Raw genomic sequence first — 15,949 nt, forward strand, 5'->3', positions numbered from 1 at the left:
CAGTGTTGCAGCTGTCGTCGTGTTTTTCCAACAAGGCCCGCACGGCATGCTGGCGACTTCTCCGCTGGAGCGCCGCCGATGCCGCCCCCCCGCCTGCGCCATGAGGCGATCTTCCTGCTGGTGTTCGCCCTGGATCTGGTCAACATGTTCATCGCGACGGTGGCCTATCCGGCACTGGCAGCGGAACTGCACGCTGATGTCGGTACCCTGGCCTGGGTTGGCACGGCCTACATGCTGGGGCTGAGCGTTGTGATTCCGCTGGCGCCCTGGCTGGCTGCGCGTTGCGGCGAGCGTCGCTTGCTGCTGGTGGCGTTGCTGTTGTTCGCGGCTGCCGCTGTGATGGCCGGCGCTGCGCCGGGTATCGGCTGGCTGCTGGGCTGGCGCCTGCTGCAGGGGCTGGCCGGCGGCCTGCTGATTCCAGTGGCGCAGGCCGCGGCCTACCGCCAGTGCACGCCCGAGCAGCGTGGCGCGTTGACCCGGCGCATCCTGCTGGTGGCGCTGCTGGTGCCGGCACTGGCGCCCGCGTTGGGCGGGCTGCTGGTGCAGTGGTTGTCCTGGCGCGGTGTGCTCTGGGCCAGTCTGCCCTTGGCGGTGGTGGCGATCGGGCTGGTGCTGGCCTGGATGCCGGCTGATGGCGCGCGCAGTGCGCCGCGCCTGCAGGCCTATGCGCTCTCCACGGCGATGATGGCGCTGGGCGCGCTGCTGCTGGCGTTGACCTGGCTGGGCGAATCGGGACATCGCGGTGCAGGTGCCGTGTTGCTGCTGGCCGCGCTGTTGCTGGCGGCGGCGCACCTGCGGCATGCACGTCAGCAGGCGCAGCCACTGCTGCGCTGGTCGCTGCTGTCCCATCGCGGGCTGCGGCTGGCGATGCTAGTGTATCTCGCCGTACCCGGTGTGTTCATCGGCAGCCAACTGGTCAGTACCCTGCAGCTGCACCAGGCCGGCTACAGCGCGGCACGCATCGGCGCGCTGATGCTGCCGTGGGCGCTGGCCTCGGCCACTGCGATCACGGCCAGCAAGCGCCTGCTGGCTCGCTTCGGCCCGGCCACGGTACTACGTACGGGCATGCTGCTGCAGGCCAGCGGCCTGCTGTTGATGGCGCTGCTGCCACAGCCGTCCTTCGTGCTGGCTGGATTGTTGTTCGCGCTGATGGGCGCCGGCGGCAGCCTGTGCAGCAGCACCGCGCAGACGCTGGCCTTCCATGGCGTGGAAGGTGAGGCGTTGGGCGATGCCAGTGCACTCTGGAACCTCAACCGCCAGCTCAGCTTCTGCCTCGGCACCGCCGCCATCGCACTGCTGCTGGCATTGGCCATGCAATGGCTGCCGGCACGCGCCACCAGCGTGGCGCTGGGTTTGGCCGCTGCAATGACGCTGTTGCCGATGACGCTGCTGCGCCGGTCGGACGCAGTTTCCCTTTCCCAACCCGAGAATGCTTGATGGACATCAGTGCAGAACATGAAATCCACCTCCTGCACGACAAGCTGCAGGCCTGGTTCCGTGCCGATGTCGGCGCCGATGCGCTGGAGGATCTGATGGCGCACTTCTGTGCAGACTTCAGCATGGTGGGCATCGCGGGTCGCAGGCTGGACCGGAAGGCCGTGCAGGCACTGTTCGCGGGCGGTCATGGCGCGCGTCCAGGACTGCAGATTTCCATCGACGCCGTGCAGGCGGTGGAAGCGCCATCACCGCTGGCGGTGCTGCGCTATCGCGAAGGGCATTCGGTCGACGGCGGCGCACCCGCATGGCGGGAGTCGCTGGCGGTACTGAGGCACGAGCAGGGGCGCTGGTGCTGGCTGGCGCTGCATGAGGTGACGGCAGCCTGATGCTGTAGAGCCGAGCCCACGCTCGGCTGCTCTTCGGAGGTTGCGGTGGCCCCAGCCGAGCGTGGGCTCGGCTCTACAACGGCCAGATCGATGCGTGCCCGTCGAGCCGCACATGTGCCATCAGTCCTGCCTGCATCCACCGAAGAATGCAAAGCCTGCACACACTTCACGGCGCCAGGCAGGAGTAGGCTTGGGGCTTTCCTGCCGGGAGGGGTTGTCCATGCATGTGCGTGCCGTCGCTGTAGCCATTGCCCTTTGCCTGTCCAGCACCGTGCTGGCCGCCGATACCCCGCCGATGACCCCGGACATCAGCGGCAAGCCGTTCGTTGCCCCCGATGTCGGTCGTGACTACGACAAGCGCGTGGTGATGGTGCCGATGCGTGATGGTACCAAGCTGTATACCGTGATCGTGGTGCCCAAGGGTGCCCGCAACGCGCCGATCCTGCTGACCCGCACACCTTACGATGCCGCTGGCCGCGCCAGCCGCAGTGATTCGCCACGCATGCGCGACCTGCTGCCGCAGGGCGACGAGGTGTTCGTCGACGGCGGTTACATCCGCGTGTTCCAGGACATCCGCGGCAAGTACGGCTCCGAAGGCGATTACGTGATGACCCGGCCGCTGCGCGGGCCATTGAACAACACCCAGGTCGACCATTCCACCGACGCCTGGGACACCATCGACTGGTTGGTGAAGAACGTGCCGGAGAGCAATGGCAAGGTCGGCATGCTCGGCTCGTCGTACGAGGGCTTCACCGTGGTGATGGCGCTGACCGACCCGCACCCGGCACTGAAAGTGGCCGCACCACAGAGCCCGATGGTCGATGGCTGGATGGGTGACGACTGGCTCAACTACGGTGCGTTCCGCCAGGTCAACTTCAACTACTTCGCCATGCAGACCGAGAAGCGCGGTAAGGGTACGCCGCTGCCCAGCCTCGGCTACGACGATTACAGCACCTTCCTGCGCATCGGCTCGGCAGGCGACTACGCGCGTTTCACCGGCGTGGACCAGTTGACCTGGTGGAAGAAGCTGGTCGAGCATCCGGCCTATGACGGCTTCTGGCAGGGCCAGGCGCTGGACGCGGTGATGGCAAAGACACCGCTGAAGGTGCCGACCATGTGGCTGCAGGGCCTGTGGGACCAGGAGGACATGTGGGGTGCCAACCACGCCTATCAGGCGATGGAAGGACGCGATAGCGGCAACAACCGCAATTACCTGGTGATGGGGCCGTGGCGACACAGCCAGGTGAACTACAGCGGCAGCGAACTGGGTGCGCTGAAGTTCGACGGCGATACCGCGCTGCAGTTCCGCCGCGACGTGCTCAAGCCCTTCTTTGACCAGTACCTGGTGGATGGCGCGCCGAAGGCCGATACGCCACCGGTGCTGATCTACAACACCGGCGAAAACCACTGGGACCGCTTGAAGGGCTGGCCGCGCAGCTGCGACAAGGGCTGTGCTGCCAGCAGCAAGCCGCTGTACCTGCGCGCCGGGGGCAAGCTGGCGTTCCAGGCACCGGCGGCGGGCGAGGGCGACTTCGAGGAGTATGTGTCCGATCCGGCCAAGCCGGTGCCGTTCGTGCCGCGCCCGGTACGTTTCGGTGACCGCGACATGTGGACCACCTGGCTGGTCAAGGACCAGCGCTTCGTCGATGGTCGCCCGGACGTGCTGACCTTCATCACCGAACCGCTGGCCGCGCCGCTGCGCATCGGCGGCACGCCGGTGGTTCACCTGCAGGCCTCGACCAGTGGCACCGACAGCGACTGGGTGGTGAAGCTGATTGACGTGTATCCGGACCAGGAAGCGTCCACGCCGGAGATGGGTGGCTACGAGCTGCCGGTGTCGCTGGCGATCTTCCGTGGCCGCTACCGCGAGAGCTTCAGCGATCCGAAGCCGCTGGCCGCCAACCAGGTGCTGCCGTATCGCTTCGATCTGCCCAACGCCAACCATACGTTCCAGAAGGGCCACCGGGTGATGGTGCAGGTGCAGTCCAGCCTGTTCCCGCTGTACGACCGCAATCCGCAGACCTACGTGCCGAACATCTACCTGGCCAAGCCAGGCGATTACCAGAAGGCCACGCAGCGCGTGTGGCACAGCGCTGCGCAGGCCAGCTACATCGATCTGCCGGTGTATTGAGGCCCGCAGGGTGGCGCCGGGCCGTGCCTGGTAGCACGTGGTAGTGCCGGCCGCTGGCCGGCATCCGCAATGGCGCAGGAGCGTGTCGACCAAGGTCGACACCTGCCAGGGCCCGGGCCTTCAGCCCACCTTCGACGGGCCCGTGCGCCAGCGGCTGGGGACCAGGCCGAAGCGCTTGCGGAACGCGGCGGCGAAGTTGCTGGGGGGGCGGTAGCCGCTGGCGGCGGCAGCCTGCTCGACGGTCCATCCGTTCTCGCGCAGGCCCTGTTCGGCATGGCGCATGCGCTGCTCATGCAGGTAGTCGAACACCGAGCTTCCATATTGCTGGGCAAAATGGCGGCGCAAGGAGCTGGGGCTCATGCAGGCCAGCTGGGCCAGTTCGATCAGGCTGTGGGCATGGCTGGGGTCGTCATGCAGGTAGCTGCGCACGCGCTCCAGTCGCTCGCGCTGGCCGGCGCGCAGCGTGCGTACATGCTCGGTCTGCATATCCTGGGCCTGCAGGCCGACGGCCAACACCTGAAGGGCCACGCCTTCGCGCCACAGCGCATCGATGTCGTCCTGCCAGGGGCTGTCGAACAACTGGGCGAGCGTCGGCAGCAAGGCATGCGGAATGGCCCAGTGACGGCACTGCAGAGGGGAATGAAGGACCCGTTGCAGTGCCGGCAGGCGCAGCATGTCCACGTCCAGATCGGCCGGTACGCTCAAGCTGACCCCCCGCAGGTGGCTGCCACCGGGATGCAGTCCGGCCATCGACACTGGTTCATGGTGGCTGGTGGTCATGCCTGTGCCGGCGCGCAGGGTGAATCCCTTGCGATGAGGAAACTGGACATCCACTTCGCCCTGCAGCATCAGGCGGATGGTCAGGCCGGCACCGTGCACAGCGGTGGCCGTGTAGGTGAACCGGTTGTGCACGTCCGAGGCGATCAGGCCCAAGCCACCGCGCAGTGACTGTTCGTGGACGTCGCCACGCCCTGCCCATTGGTCGTCGCGCAGTTCACTCCCTTCGATCCGGTAGTCGTAGCCATGGCGTTCGCCGAACTGGCGGTAATCAGCAAAAGTGAAATATCGGGACATCGCTCTGCGCAAACACAGGTTGAATTGAAGGTGTCGAAGAAACTGGAAGCGTTTCCCATTGTCGCCGCGATTCGCGCGCTATTGACTTCAATAAGGTCAAACCGATTGGCGATTACGGCCAAAGTGAAAATGTCGACGAGCATACGCCGGCGTTTTGCACGCATATCCGTACGTAATTCCATACATAAACTGCAGTTGAGGTTTCATGGCTGGAACGATCTGGAGACGCGGTGTCAGCCCGGCCATCACGGGCGCGCGCGTAAGGTGGGTGGGTTGGCTGTTGCAGGCCACTTCGATACCCCCGCATATGGAAAACGCAGATGATTGACTACCAGCTCACCGGCAAGACCGCGATCGTGACCGGCGGTGTGTCGGGCATCGGCCTGGCCGTGGCCCAGACGCTGGCCGCATCCGGTGCCCGTATCTCGGTCTGGGACCTCAAGCAGGATGCAGTGGATGCCACCGTGGCGCAGTTGCGCAGCACCGGCACACAGACCATCGGCATCGCGCTTGACGTCACCGACGACGCGGCGGTGGAGGCAGCGGTGCAGCGCACGATCAAGGAACTCGACGGCCTGCACGTGGCGGTCAACAACGCCGGCATCAGCGGGCCGGCCGCCGCCAGCGGTGACTATCCTATCGATGGCTGGCAGCGCGTGATCGATGTCAACCTCACCAGCGTGTTCCTGTGCCAGCGTGCGCAGATCCAGGCCATGCGCGCGGCCGGCACGGGCGGCAGCATCATCAACATGGCCTCGATCCTGGGCCAGGTGGGCTATGCCGGTTCCACTGCGTACGTGGCGGCCAAGCACGGCGTGGTCGGGCTGACCCAGACCGCCGCCTGGGAGCATGCGGCCGACGGCATTCGTGTCAACGCGGTCGGCCCGGGCTTCATCAGCACACCGCTGCTGGAGAAGATGGACCCGAAGGTGCGCGCCACGCTGGAAGGGCGGCATGCGTTGAAGCGGCTGGGTACGCCGGAGGAAGTGGCCGCATTGGTAGCCTGGCTGGCCAGCGACGATGCCTCGTTCGCGACCGGCACGTACTACGCCATCGATGGTGGCTACCTCGCGCAGTGAGCGAATGCGGCCCGCAGATCCACGCCATGCGTGGATGAAAGCGGGCGGTGAAGAAGGCGTGCCATGGCCTTCACCGCCGTCCCACAATCGCCGCGCGACGCTCCGGGAAAATTCCGGAGCTTTCCCATGGAACTTACCCAGGATGTCTCGATCCTGCTGCGCGTTGCCGCAGCGATGCTGTTCGGCGGCGTGCTCGGCGTCGAGCGCGAGATGGGCAAGCACGCCGCTGGCCTGCGTACGCACATGCTGATCGCAGGGGCCGCCGCGTTGATCGTCGGCCTTGGCGACTCGGTGGCCGAGCATTTCCAGCAGGAGCGCTACCGCGACTTGCTGCAGGTTGATCCGGTGCGCCTGATCGAAGCGGTGGTCGCCTGTGTCGGCTTCGTTGCCGCTGGCACCATCCTGCGTGGGTCACGCGAGGACCAGGTCAGCGGCCTGACCACGGCCAGCTCGTTGATCATGGCGGCGGCCATCGGCATCGCGGTGGGGATCAGCAAGTACGTGATCGCTATCGGGGTCAGCGTGCTGTGCGTGCTGGTGCTGGCGGTGATGCGGCGGTTGGAGAAGCGGATTTCGTAGGGAAGGTCGAGTTGCCGGCCAGCAGCCGGCACTACCAGCAAGTCCATAATGGTCGGACCAATATGAAGGCTAGCCCTATGGTCTAATAGGCTCTTCGTCGGAGAGGCGGTTAAATCCGCCGCAAGTGGTCGGATCGCAATCATTAATGGTAATACCAATGATCAGCGGCCACGGCGACCCACCGCCTGCGGTGGGCCCCTTCCGTTTCCAGTCGAGAGTCTTCATGCAGCCCTGGCAACACCTGTACGACCCCGCCGGCAACCTGTGGTTGTCCAGCCTGATCGCGCTGCTGCCGATCGCGTTCTTCTTCGTTGCCCTGGCCGTGCTGCGCATGAAGGGCTGGCTGGCCGGCACGATCACCGTGGCCATCGCACTCGGCGTGGCCCTGTTGTTCTACCGCATGCCGTTGCCCCAGGCGCTGGGCGCGGCCGGCTTCGGCTTCGTCTACGGCCTGTGGCCGATCGCGTGGATCATCATCGGCGCGGTGTTCCTCTACAAGGTCTCGGTCAAGACCGGACAGTTCGACATCATCCGCGCCTCGATCCTGTCGGTGACTGAAGACCAGCGCCTGCAGATGCTGATGGTCGGCTTCGCCTTTGGTGCCTTCCTGGAAGGTGCGGCCGGTTTCGGTGCGCCAGTGGCGATCACCGCGGCGCTGCTGGTCGGGCTGGGCTTCAAGCCGCTGTATGCCGCCGGCCTGTGCCTGATCGTCAACACTGCGCCGGTAGCGTTCGGCGCGATGGGCATTCCGATCATCGTGGCCGGGCAGGTCACCGGCCTGGATGCATTCGAGATCGGCCAGATGGCCGGTCGCCAGCTGCCGTTCCTGACCATCATCGTGCTGTTCTGGATCATGGCGATCATGGATGGTTGGCGGGGTATCAAGGAGACCTGGCCGGCGGTGCTCGTTGCGGGTGGTTCGTTCGCCATCGCGCAGTACCTGACCTCCAACTTCATCGGCCCGGAGCTGCCGGACATCACCGCCTCGCTGGCGTCGCTGGTGTGCCTTACCCTGTTCCTGCGCCGCTGGAAGCCGGTACGGATCTTCCGTTTCGACACCGAAACCAGCGCCGAGGCGGCCGCACAGGCACTGGAGGCACCGCGCCACAGCGTCGGCCAGATCGCCAGGGCATGGTCGCCGTTCCTGATCCTCACCGCGATGGTCACGCTGTGGAGCATCAAGCCGTTCAAGTCGCTGTTCGCGGCGGGCGGCCCGCTGGAAGGCTGGGTGCTGAAGATCCCGGTGCCGGGCCTGGATCAGCTGGTGCAGAAGATGCCACCGATCGTGGATGCGCCGCTGAGCTATGAGGCGGTCTATAAATTCGACTGGTTCTCGGCCACCGGTACCTCGATCATCCTGGCCGCGTTGATCGCCATCATCGCGCTGCGCATGCCGGCCCGTTCGGCGCTGCAGACCTTCGGCGAGACCGTGCGTGAGCTGCGCATGCCGATCTACTCGATTGGCATGGTGCTGGCGTTCGCCTTCATCGCCAACTACTCGGGACTGTCTGCCACGCTGGCCCTGGCGCTGGCGCATACCGGCGACGCGTTCCCGTTCTTCTCACCGTTCCTGGGCTGGCTCGGCGTGTTCCTGACCGGTTCGGACACCTCGTCCAATGCCTTGTTCTCGGCACTGCAGGCCACCACCGCACAGCAGATCGGCGTGTCCGACGTGCTGCTGGTGGCGGCCAACACCACCGGTGGTGTCACCGGCAAGATGATCTCGCCGCAGTCGATCGCCATTGCCTGCGCGGCGGTCGGCCTGGCCGGCAAGGAGTCGGATCTGTTCCGCTTCACGGTCAAGCACAGCCTGATCTTCACCACGATGGTCGGCCTGATCACCCTGGCCCAGGCTTACTGGCTGACCTGGATGATTCCCTGAGCCATGCGCGGCTGGCCGACCACCCGCTGCGCGCTTCGGGCCACAATGGCGCCATGAGCACGCAACGTATTTCCGACAAGGTGGCCGCGCAGCTGCGCGGCCTGGTGCAGGAACAACGGCTGCAGCCGGGTGACCGGCTGCCCGCAGAGCGCACCCTGGCGGTGCAGCTGGGGGTCTCGCGCACGGCCTTGCGCGAGGCCATCGCGCAGCTGGCCAGCCAGGGCCTGCTGACCGCACGCGTCGGTGGCGGCACCTACGTGGCCGAGCCTGCGGCACGCGCGCGGCAGGCGCTGGATGAACCGCTGGCGCCGTACCTGCCGCTGTTCCAGGGCGACCCGGAATACCGCTTCGACGTGCTGGAGATCCGCCACGCGCTGGAAGGTGCCACCGCCTGGCATGCGGCGCTGCGTGCCACCGACGAGGACCGCGCGCGCATCGCACAGGCCTTCCAGACCATGATGGACGCGCACGGTAAGGACGACCCCACCGGCGAAGCCGAGGCCGACGCGGCCTTCCACCTGTCCATCGCCGAGGCCTCGCACAACCTGGTCCTTCTGCAGGTGATGCGCGGCCTGTTCGAACTGCTGCAGACCAACATCTCGCAGAGCCGCGAAAAGCTCTACACCTCGGCGAGGACCTTCTCGCCGCTGTCCGACCAGCACCGCGAGATGATGGATGCGGTGCTGGCCGGCGACGCCGAACGCGCGCGCGCCGCCGCGCATGCCCACCTCGAGTTCGTGCACACCACGCTGCGCACCCTCGATGACAACGAAGCCCGGCGTGCGCGGGCCTCGCGCCTGCCTTCCCCCCACGGTTGACCCCATGATCATCTCCGCCTCCACCGATTACCGTGCTGCTGCCGAACGCCGGCTGCCGCCGTTCCTGTTCCACTACATCGATGGCGGCGCGTATGCCGAGCACACGCTGAAGCGCAACGTTTCCGACCTGTCCGACATCGCGCTGCGCCAGCGCATCCTGCGCAACATGTCCGACCTGAGCCTGGAAACCGAGCTGTTCGGCGAAAAACTGGCGATGCCGGTGGCGCTGGCGCCGGTCGGCCTGACCGGCATGTATGCGCGGCGCGGCGAGGTACAGGCGGCGCGCGCGGCCGACAGCCGCGGCATCCCGTTCACCCTGTCCACGGTGTCGGTGTGCCCGATCGAGGAAGTGGTACCGGCCATCCAGCGGCCGATGTGGTTCCAGCTGTACGTGCTGCGCGACCGTGGCTTCATGCGCAATGCGCTGAAGCGTGCACAGTCCGCCGGCGTGACCACGCTGGTATTCACCGTGGACATGCCGGTGCCGGGCGCGCGCTACCGCGATGCACACTCGGGCATGAGCGGCCCGAATGCCTCGCTGCGCCGCATCGGCCAGGCCATCACCCATCCGCACTGGGCGTGGGACGTGGGCCTGTTCGGCCGCCCGCATGACCTCGGCAACATCTCCACCTACCGCGGCAACCCGACCGGGCTGGAGGACTACATCGGCTGGCTGGGCAGCAACTTCGATCCCTCCATTTCGTGGAAGGACCTGGAGTGGATCCGCGAATTCTGGAAGGGCCCGATGGTGATCAAGGGCATCCTCGACCCGGATGACGCGCGTGATGCGGTGAAGTTCGGTGCCGATGGCATCGTGGTCTCCAATCACGGTGGCCGCCAGCTGGACGGCGTGCTGTCCACCGCACGTGCACTGCCGGCGATTGCCGACGCGGTACAGGGCGATCTGAAGATTCTCGCCGATTCGGGCATCCGTACCGGCCTGGACGTGGTGCGCATGCTGGCGCTGGGGGCCGATACCGTGCTGCTGGGGCGTGCCTTCGTCTATGCGCTGGCCGCGCAGGGCGAGGCCGGCGTGGCCAACCTGCTGGACCTGATCGCCAAGGAAATGCGCGTGGCGATGACCCTGACCGGTGCGCGCCGCATCGCCGACATCGGCCGCGATTCGCTGGTCAGCCTGCCATGAGCGGCCACGACGCCGTGCTGGCACAGTTGCGCGATGCGGTCGGCAATCGCCATGTACTGACCGGCGACAAGGCCACGCGGCGCTTCCGTCGCGGCTACCGCTTCGGCGATGGCCCAGTGCTGGCGGTGGTGCGACCGGGGACGCTGCTGGAACTGTGGCGCGTGCTGCAGGCAGCGGTGCAGGGCGGCGCCGCGATCATCCTGCAGGCGGCCAACACCGGGCTGACCGGTGGCTCGACCCCAGACGGCGATGACTACGGCCGGCCCATCGTGCTGGTCAGCACGCTGCGCCTGACCGGCATCCAGCTGTTGAACGAAGGCCGCCAGGTGCTGTGCCTGCCCGGTGCGACGCTGGACCGACTGGAGCAGACGCTGGCACCGCTGGGTCGCGAACCGCATTCGGTGATCGGCTCGTCCTGCATCGGCGCCTCGGTGCTGGGCGGCATCTGCAACAACTCCGGTGGCGCGCTGGTGCGTCGCGGCCCGGCCTACACCGAGCTGGCGCTGTATGCGCAGGTCGATGCGCAGGGCCAGTTGCAGCTGGTCAACCATCTGGGCATCGCGCTGGGTGATACGCCCGAGCAGATCCTGCAGCGCCTGCAGGCCGGTGACTACACGGCCGCCGACGTGGGCGATGGCGACGGCCGTGCGGCTTCCGATCCACGCTATGCCGAGGAAGTACGCAAGGTCGATGCCGATACCCCCGCACGTTTCAACGCCGATCCCAGCCGCCATTTCGAGGCGGCCGGGTCCGCGGGCAAGCTGGCGGTGTTCGCGGTGCGCCTGGACACCTTCGAAAAGGAGGCCGCCGAAGTCTTCTACATCGGCAGCAACCGCACCGACAGCCTCACCGCGATCCGTCGCCAGCTGCTGACCGGCTTCGAGCGCCTGCCGATCGCGGGCGAGTACATTCACCGCGATGCCTATGACATCGGCGAGCGCTACGGCAAGGACAGCTTCCTGCTGATTGATCGCCTCGGTACCTCCCGTGTGCCCGCGGCGTTTGCATTGAAGAGCCGCATCGATGGCTGGTTCGAACGGCTGGGCCTGCGCGGGGTGACCGACCGGGTGATGCAGGTGCTGACCGGCCTGCTGCCCTCGCACCTGCCAAAGCGCATGGGCGAGTTCCGGCAACGTTACGAGCATCACCTGTTGCTGAAGGTCTCTGCCCAGGACGCTGCGGAAACCGAGGCCTGGTTGCGCGGGTTCTTCGCCGGGCACGAAGGCGGCTATTTCCACTGCACGGCCGAGGAGGGACGCAAGGCGTTCCTGCATCGCTTCGCGGTGGCCGGTGCGGCAGTCCGCTATCGCGAAGTGCATCGTGAGCAGGTGCAGGACATCGTCGCGCTGGATATCGCATTGCGCCGCGACGATACGGATTGGTTCGAGCAGCTGCCACCCGATATCGACGCCCGTCTGCTGCACAAGCTGTATTACGGGCACTTCCTGTGCCACGTGTTCCATCAGGACTACATCGCGCGCAAGGGCGAAGACCCGATGGCGATCGAGCACGCGATGTGGGCGCTGCTGGACCAGCGTGGCGCCGAGTATCCGGCCGAGCACAACGTCGGCCACCTGTACCCGGCCAAGCCGGCGCTGGCCGGGTTCTACAAGCAGCTGGACCCGAGCAATACGTTCAACCCGGGCATCGGCCAGACCTCGAAGGCGAAGGGGTGGGGCAGCTGCGACTGCGGATGATGTAGAGCCGAGCCTATGCTCGGCTGCTCTTCCTGATAAACAGCAGTCGAGCATGGCTCGACTCTACAAAAATGATGGTGGGCAACGGTTACCATCGGAAGCCCAACCGCAGGAGCCGTCCATGCCCACCGCTGCCGCCCGCGCCACCCTGTGCACTGCATTGCTGGCGATCCCGCTGCTGGCGCTGGCCCAGAGCGCGATCCTGCCGCAGCAGCGCGATGCCGCCGGCAACATGATGGAGCCGCTGGGACAGGTACTGATCGCGAGTGAGACTGGACCGTCGGGGCTTTATGACTGCACGCGGGACGGCAACTGGTGCGTACGCGTGCAGCCGGTGGCCGAGGAGGGAGACCGGCCGACCGTGCTGGAAGTGCTTGAGAAGGGGCCGGGCCAGGGCAAGCCACACACCTACCACGTCAGCATCGACGTGCCGCAGGAAGCCGACCTGTCACTGTGGCCGTGGATCGTGCGCCTGGCGCCGGGCGTGGGCAGCGACGAAACAGTGACCGACCCGCAGCAGCGCGCCCGCCAGAATGTGCTGGTAGGCGGCATCGTCAAGTTCAGCACCATGTACTCCGGTGGAGGGGCCGACGCGTCCACGCTGCAGTTGGCACGCGTGCGCCACCTGCAGGACGACATCCAGGTGGACGACGACGTGCTGACCGTGCCATGGCTGGGCAATGCGATGATCCGCGCCTGTTTCAGCGAGCAGGACATGAAGCAGCGCGCAGGCGCCTGCCACGACGAATACGGGTTCTCGGCCAAGCTCGGGCTGGATCCGGTGGCCGAGGGCATGCCGGTGCTGCGCTACCAGACCGTGGCGACCCGGTTCCCGGCCGGTGTTTCGCGCTTCGAGGATTCGCTGGCCAAGGGCCCGCTGAAGAAGAAGGACCTGCGCACCGAACAGGACCCGGCGTGCAGCTATACGCGGCTGTTCCGCTTCAGTGATGGGGTGTTCCACCCCGACCAGGCGCTGCCGGACTGCGCGGGGTATACCGAACCCTGACATGTAGCGTCGAGCCATGCTCGACTGGGGTTTTCTGTAGAGCCGAGCCTGCGCTCGGCTGTCACGGAAGCGCAGCCGAGCGTGGGCTCGGCTCTACAGCGCCTACTCGCAGCGCGTGGAAGTGATGATGTTGTCCTTGTCCACGAACACGCGCAGGCGGTCCTGGCGGATGTCCTTGGTGGTGATGGTGCTGGGGCCGATCGGGTTGACCAGGCCGGCGCCGCTCTCGCTGGACAGGCGGCGGATGTTGGGTTCGTTGGCCGGCTGGCCGATCGCCCAGCCCAGCTGGCTGGCATCGCAGTGGCCGGTACCCTTGACCTGCGGGCCAGGGGTGCTGACGCAGGCCGACAGCAGCAGGGCCGACGCAGGCAGTAGCAGGGACAGACGGAAGGCGGACATGCGAGCGCTCCTGCGCAGGGAAGATGGGCGGAACGATAGCACCCGTCGCGCGAAAGGCGTCAGCACTCCGGTCATTGCCGGCACAGCGTGGTCATTGCATAGTGGCAGGGATGGCTGGCAGCACGCCAGCGGGCAGGCCGGGCCATTCCGGTGCAGGTGTTGGATACGCTATGACGGCAGGCAGTTTGCGCGACAAGCGCAGGGCAAGAAGGGTACTGGCAGTGTCGGTGCTGGGCGTGGCGTTTGCCGCCTCTGCCATCGAGCCGGCGCCGGACGCCGTTGCGGAAGCGCCGGTGTTCGGTGCCTGGCGCAACCTGCAGACCGAGGCAGGCTACGCACCCGCTCAGCGCAACCTGGCGTTCGCGATGCTGCCGCAGGCCGCCACCCGTGGCGATCGATTCGCCATTGTCGATCGTGAGGGCAAGCGCGCGGTGTGCTGCCTGCAGGTGGCCAGCCCGTCGCTGGGCGTGGCCGCACTGCGCGAGCAATACCACCTGCCACAGGCCTGGGTGACCGACCTCAGCAATGGCCGCAGCCCGGCACGCCCCTACCTGCCGCATGTCTATGCGATGCAGCGCGTGGATGAACTGGCCGACTATGGTTTCACCGATGTGCCGGGGGCCTACAGCGACCTGGGTGGGCTGCTGATTCCCGAAGGTGCCGCGCTGGAGGCCGATGGCAGTGCCGTGCGCCTGGGGGATGACCGCTATTCCCTGCATTTCCAGCGCCAGCCGCACGCCGAAGATGATGGCGCACTGGACCGCTACACCTTGCAGGCGGGCGAGGGCGTGGCCCCGATCGTGGTTGAAGTGCCGTTCGGCACCTACTGATTGCAGCACCGCGCTGGCTAGAATGCAGCGCGGCGCCGCCTGCCGTGCCTGTTCCGTGAGTCGCCGCCGTGTCCCTGCGCCCGTTGCTGCTGTCGCCCCTGCTGCTGTTGTCCGCCTGTGCGAGCGCGCCTCCGCCGCCCGCCCATTCCGATGCACTGTGGCGCCTGATCGAGCGTGACTGCCAGGCAGCTGACGGCCCGCGCGGCAGCTGCCTGCGGGTGGAGACGGCGGCCGGCCGCCGTGACGTGCTGGTCAAGGATGCACACGGTGACTACCAGTTCCTGCTGATGCCGCTGGACAAGGTAAGTGGCATCGAGAGCCGCGGTCTTTACCAGCGTGGGGCGCCCAACTATTTCGCGGCCGCCTGGCAGGCGCGCGCGCACACCGAACAGGCCCTGGGCCAGCCATTGCCGCGCAACGTGGCCAGCCTGGCGCTGAACTCACCGCACGGACGGTCGCAGCACCAGTTGCATATCCATGTCGATTGCCTGCGCACGGACGTGTTGCAGGCCCTGGATGCACACGCCGGCACCCTGGGGCCACGCTGGTCACCGTTGCCGGTACTTCTGCGCGGGCATCAGTACCAGGCCTATCTGTTGCCCGGTGCAGAAATGACCGCCAATCCGCTCAACCTGCTGGCCTATGGCCTGAGCGGCGTGGGCGATGTGGGCCAGTGGAGCCTGGTGGTGGCCGGGCGCGATGACGTGCAGGGCAGCCCCGGCTTCATCCTGCTGGCCACCCGCGTGGATGCCGCCAGCGGCAACGATGCCAGCGGCGAAGAACTGCAGGACCACGCCTGCACGGTGCTGACCGGCGCGGGTGCGGCACTGGAGCGGGTGCGCTAGCCGATCCGCTGCAGATTGCTGCGCCACGCCGGCGCGGTAAGCGCCAGCAGCTGGCGGTCATGCCATCCCTCGGCGTCCAGGTGGTAGTCGCGCAGGATGCCTTCGCGCATGAAGCCGTGGGCCTGCAGTGCCTGGGCGAAAGGGGTGGTGCAACCCGGTGGCAGTAGGACGAAGATGCGATGCAGGCCGACATTGTCGAACAGGAACGGGCACAGCGCGCGCAGTGTGGCCTGTGGATGCGCGTTGCGGTGCTGCAGCGACTGCAGTTCTGCGCAGCGCGAATGCAGCGACTGCAGGCGGACATGCAGCTGGTCGTGCAGGATGCCCTGCGCGTCGTCGAACACGCCCAGTACCAGCAGATCGTTGTCTTCCTGTAGGCGTGAACGATGGACGCTGGCGAGGAAGCGGGCCTCTTCATCAATGCCGTAGGACGGCCGTTGGCCGCGCTGGCGACGGTCGTCGAAGGTGCGCCAGCGCGGCAGATCGGTGCGCTGGAACGAACGCAGGGTGATGGGCGTTGCCTGGAGGTGCAGCAGGTGGCGGCGCAGGACGGGGCGCAGCGGGGCGAGGTGAGTGTAGGTGGCGCGGTTGGTCATCCATGCACGATGCGTATCGGAAAAGCGCCAGACCATGCAATTCATT

Annotated in this window: 15 protein-coding genes; 12 read left to right on the forward strand and 3 right to left on the reverse strand. The window is 66.7% G+C overall.

The window, feature by feature from the left end:
- The first annotated feature begins 78 nt into the window (after positions 1 to 78).
- The 3 genes from AC2A1N_RS18435 to AC2A1N_RS18445 all read left to right on the forward strand — a co-directional run bounded on the left by AC2A1N_RS18435 (position 79) and on the right by AC2A1N_RS18445 (position 3,954).
- Entirely contained in the window at positions 79 to 1,437 is a 1,359-nt protein-coding gene (locus AC2A1N_RS18435) for an MFS transporter (protein WP_484373101.1), read from the forward strand.
- Positions 1,437 to 1,823, forward strand: a complete 387-nt coding sequence (locus tag AC2A1N_RS18440) for a DUF4440 domain-containing protein (protein WP_346477172.1) — start codon at positions 1,437 to 1,439, stop codon at positions 1,821 to 1,823. Before AC2A1N_RS18435 ends, AC2A1N_RS18440 begins: the two co-directional genes overlap by 1 nt.
- Before the next feature lie 220 nt (positions 1,824 to 2,043).
- Positions 2,044 to 3,954 (forward strand): CocE/NonD family hydrolase, encoded by a 1,911-nt coding sequence (locus AC2A1N_RS18445; protein WP_484373103.1) that lies wholly within the window; start codon positions 2,044 to 2,046, stop codon positions 3,952 to 3,954.
- A gap of 120 nt (positions 3,955 to 4,074) precedes the next feature.
- Here AC2A1N_RS18445 and AC2A1N_RS18450 read toward each other — a convergent pair whose 3' ends face one another.
- Entirely contained in the window at positions 4,075 to 5,028 is a 954-nt protein-coding gene (locus AC2A1N_RS18450; protein WP_484373105.1) for a helix-turn-helix transcriptional regulator, read from the reverse strand.
- A gap of 320 nt (positions 5,029 to 5,348) precedes the next feature.
- Here AC2A1N_RS18450 and AC2A1N_RS18455 point away from each other — a divergent pair, with 320 nt between their 5' ends.
- The 7 genes from AC2A1N_RS18455 to AC2A1N_RS18485 all read left to right on the forward strand — a co-directional run bounded on the left by AC2A1N_RS18455 (position 5,349) and on the right by AC2A1N_RS18485 (position 13,233).
- Positions 5,349 to 6,107: an SDR family NAD(P)-dependent oxidoreductase gene (locus AC2A1N_RS18455; RefSeq protein ID WP_061479101.1), complete on the forward strand. Its 759-nt coding sequence runs from the start codon at positions 5,349 to 5,351 to the stop codon at positions 6,105 to 6,107.
- A 126-nt stretch (positions 6,108 to 6,233) separates the two neighbouring features.
- Positions 6,234 to 6,686 (forward strand): MgtC/SapB family protein, encoded by a 453-nt coding sequence (locus AC2A1N_RS18460; protein ID WP_005413774.1) that lies wholly within the window; start codon positions 6,234 to 6,236, stop codon positions 6,684 to 6,686.
- A gap of 223 nt (positions 6,687 to 6,909) precedes the next feature.
- Positions 6,910 to 8,568 (forward strand): L-lactate permease, encoded by a 1,659-nt coding sequence (gene lldP, locus AC2A1N_RS18465; RefSeq protein WP_061479124.1) that lies wholly within the window; start codon positions 6,910 to 6,912, stop codon positions 8,566 to 8,568.
- A 53-nt stretch (positions 8,569 to 8,621) separates the two neighbouring features.
- Positions 8,622 to 9,386 (forward strand): transcriptional regulator LldR, encoded by a 765-nt coding sequence (gene lldR / locus AC2A1N_RS18470; RefSeq protein WP_061479102.1) that lies wholly within the window; start codon positions 8,622 to 8,624, stop codon positions 9,384 to 9,386.
- 4 nt (positions 9,387 to 9,390) lie between these two features.
- Positions 9,391 to 10,530: an FMN-dependent L-lactate dehydrogenase LldD gene (gene lldD / locus AC2A1N_RS18475; RefSeq protein ID WP_484373108.1), complete on the forward strand. Its 1,140-nt coding sequence runs from the start codon at positions 9,391 to 9,393 to the stop codon at positions 10,528 to 10,530.
- Positions 10,527 to 12,227, forward strand: coding sequence for a D-lactate dehydrogenase (gene dld, locus AC2A1N_RS18480; RefSeq protein WP_242892330.1), 1,701 nt, complete (start codon positions 10,527 to 10,529; stop codon positions 12,225 to 12,227). Before lldD ends, dld begins: the two co-directional genes overlap by 4 nt.
- Before the next feature lie 121 nt (positions 12,228 to 12,348).
- Positions 12,349 to 13,233, forward strand: a complete 885-nt coding sequence (locus AC2A1N_RS18485; RefSeq protein ID WP_061479105.1) for a hypothetical protein — start codon at positions 12,349 to 12,351, stop codon at positions 13,231 to 13,233.
- A gap of 102 nt (positions 13,234 to 13,335) precedes the next feature.
- Here the strand turns inward: AC2A1N_RS18485 and AC2A1N_RS18490 are convergent, their stop codons facing one another.
- Entirely contained in the window at positions 13,336 to 13,632 is a 297-nt protein-coding gene (locus AC2A1N_RS18490) for a hypothetical protein (protein ID WP_049414567.1), read from the reverse strand.
- Positions 13,633 to 13,802: 170 nt separating this feature from the next.
- Here AC2A1N_RS18490 and AC2A1N_RS18495 point away from each other — a divergent pair, with 170 nt between their 5' ends.
- Together AC2A1N_RS18495 and AC2A1N_RS18500 are read left to right on the forward strand one after the other, a co-directional pair.
- Positions 13,803 to 14,462, forward strand: coding sequence for a hypothetical protein (locus AC2A1N_RS18495; RefSeq protein ID WP_061479106.1), 660 nt, complete (start codon positions 13,803 to 13,805; stop codon positions 14,460 to 14,462).
- A gap of 68 nt (positions 14,463 to 14,530) precedes the next feature.
- On the forward strand, positions 14,531 to 15,307 hold the full coding sequence (locus AC2A1N_RS18500) for a CDP-diacylglycerol diphosphatase (RefSeq protein WP_061479107.1): 777 nt from the start codon (positions 14,531 to 14,533) through the stop codon (positions 15,305 to 15,307).
- Here AC2A1N_RS18500 and AC2A1N_RS18505 read toward each other — a convergent pair.
- Positions 15,304 to 15,939 (reverse strand): GNAT family N-acetyltransferase, encoded by a 636-nt coding sequence (locus AC2A1N_RS18505; RefSeq protein WP_049414571.1) that lies wholly within the window; start codon positions 15,937 to 15,939, stop codon positions 15,304 to 15,306. The two genes, AC2A1N_RS18500 and AC2A1N_RS18505, sit on opposite strands and share 4 nt — an antisense overlap.
- Positions 15,940 to 15,949: the final 10 nt, after the last annotated feature.

The organism is Stenotrophomonas maltophilia group sp. SKK55 (assembly GCF_057179845.1).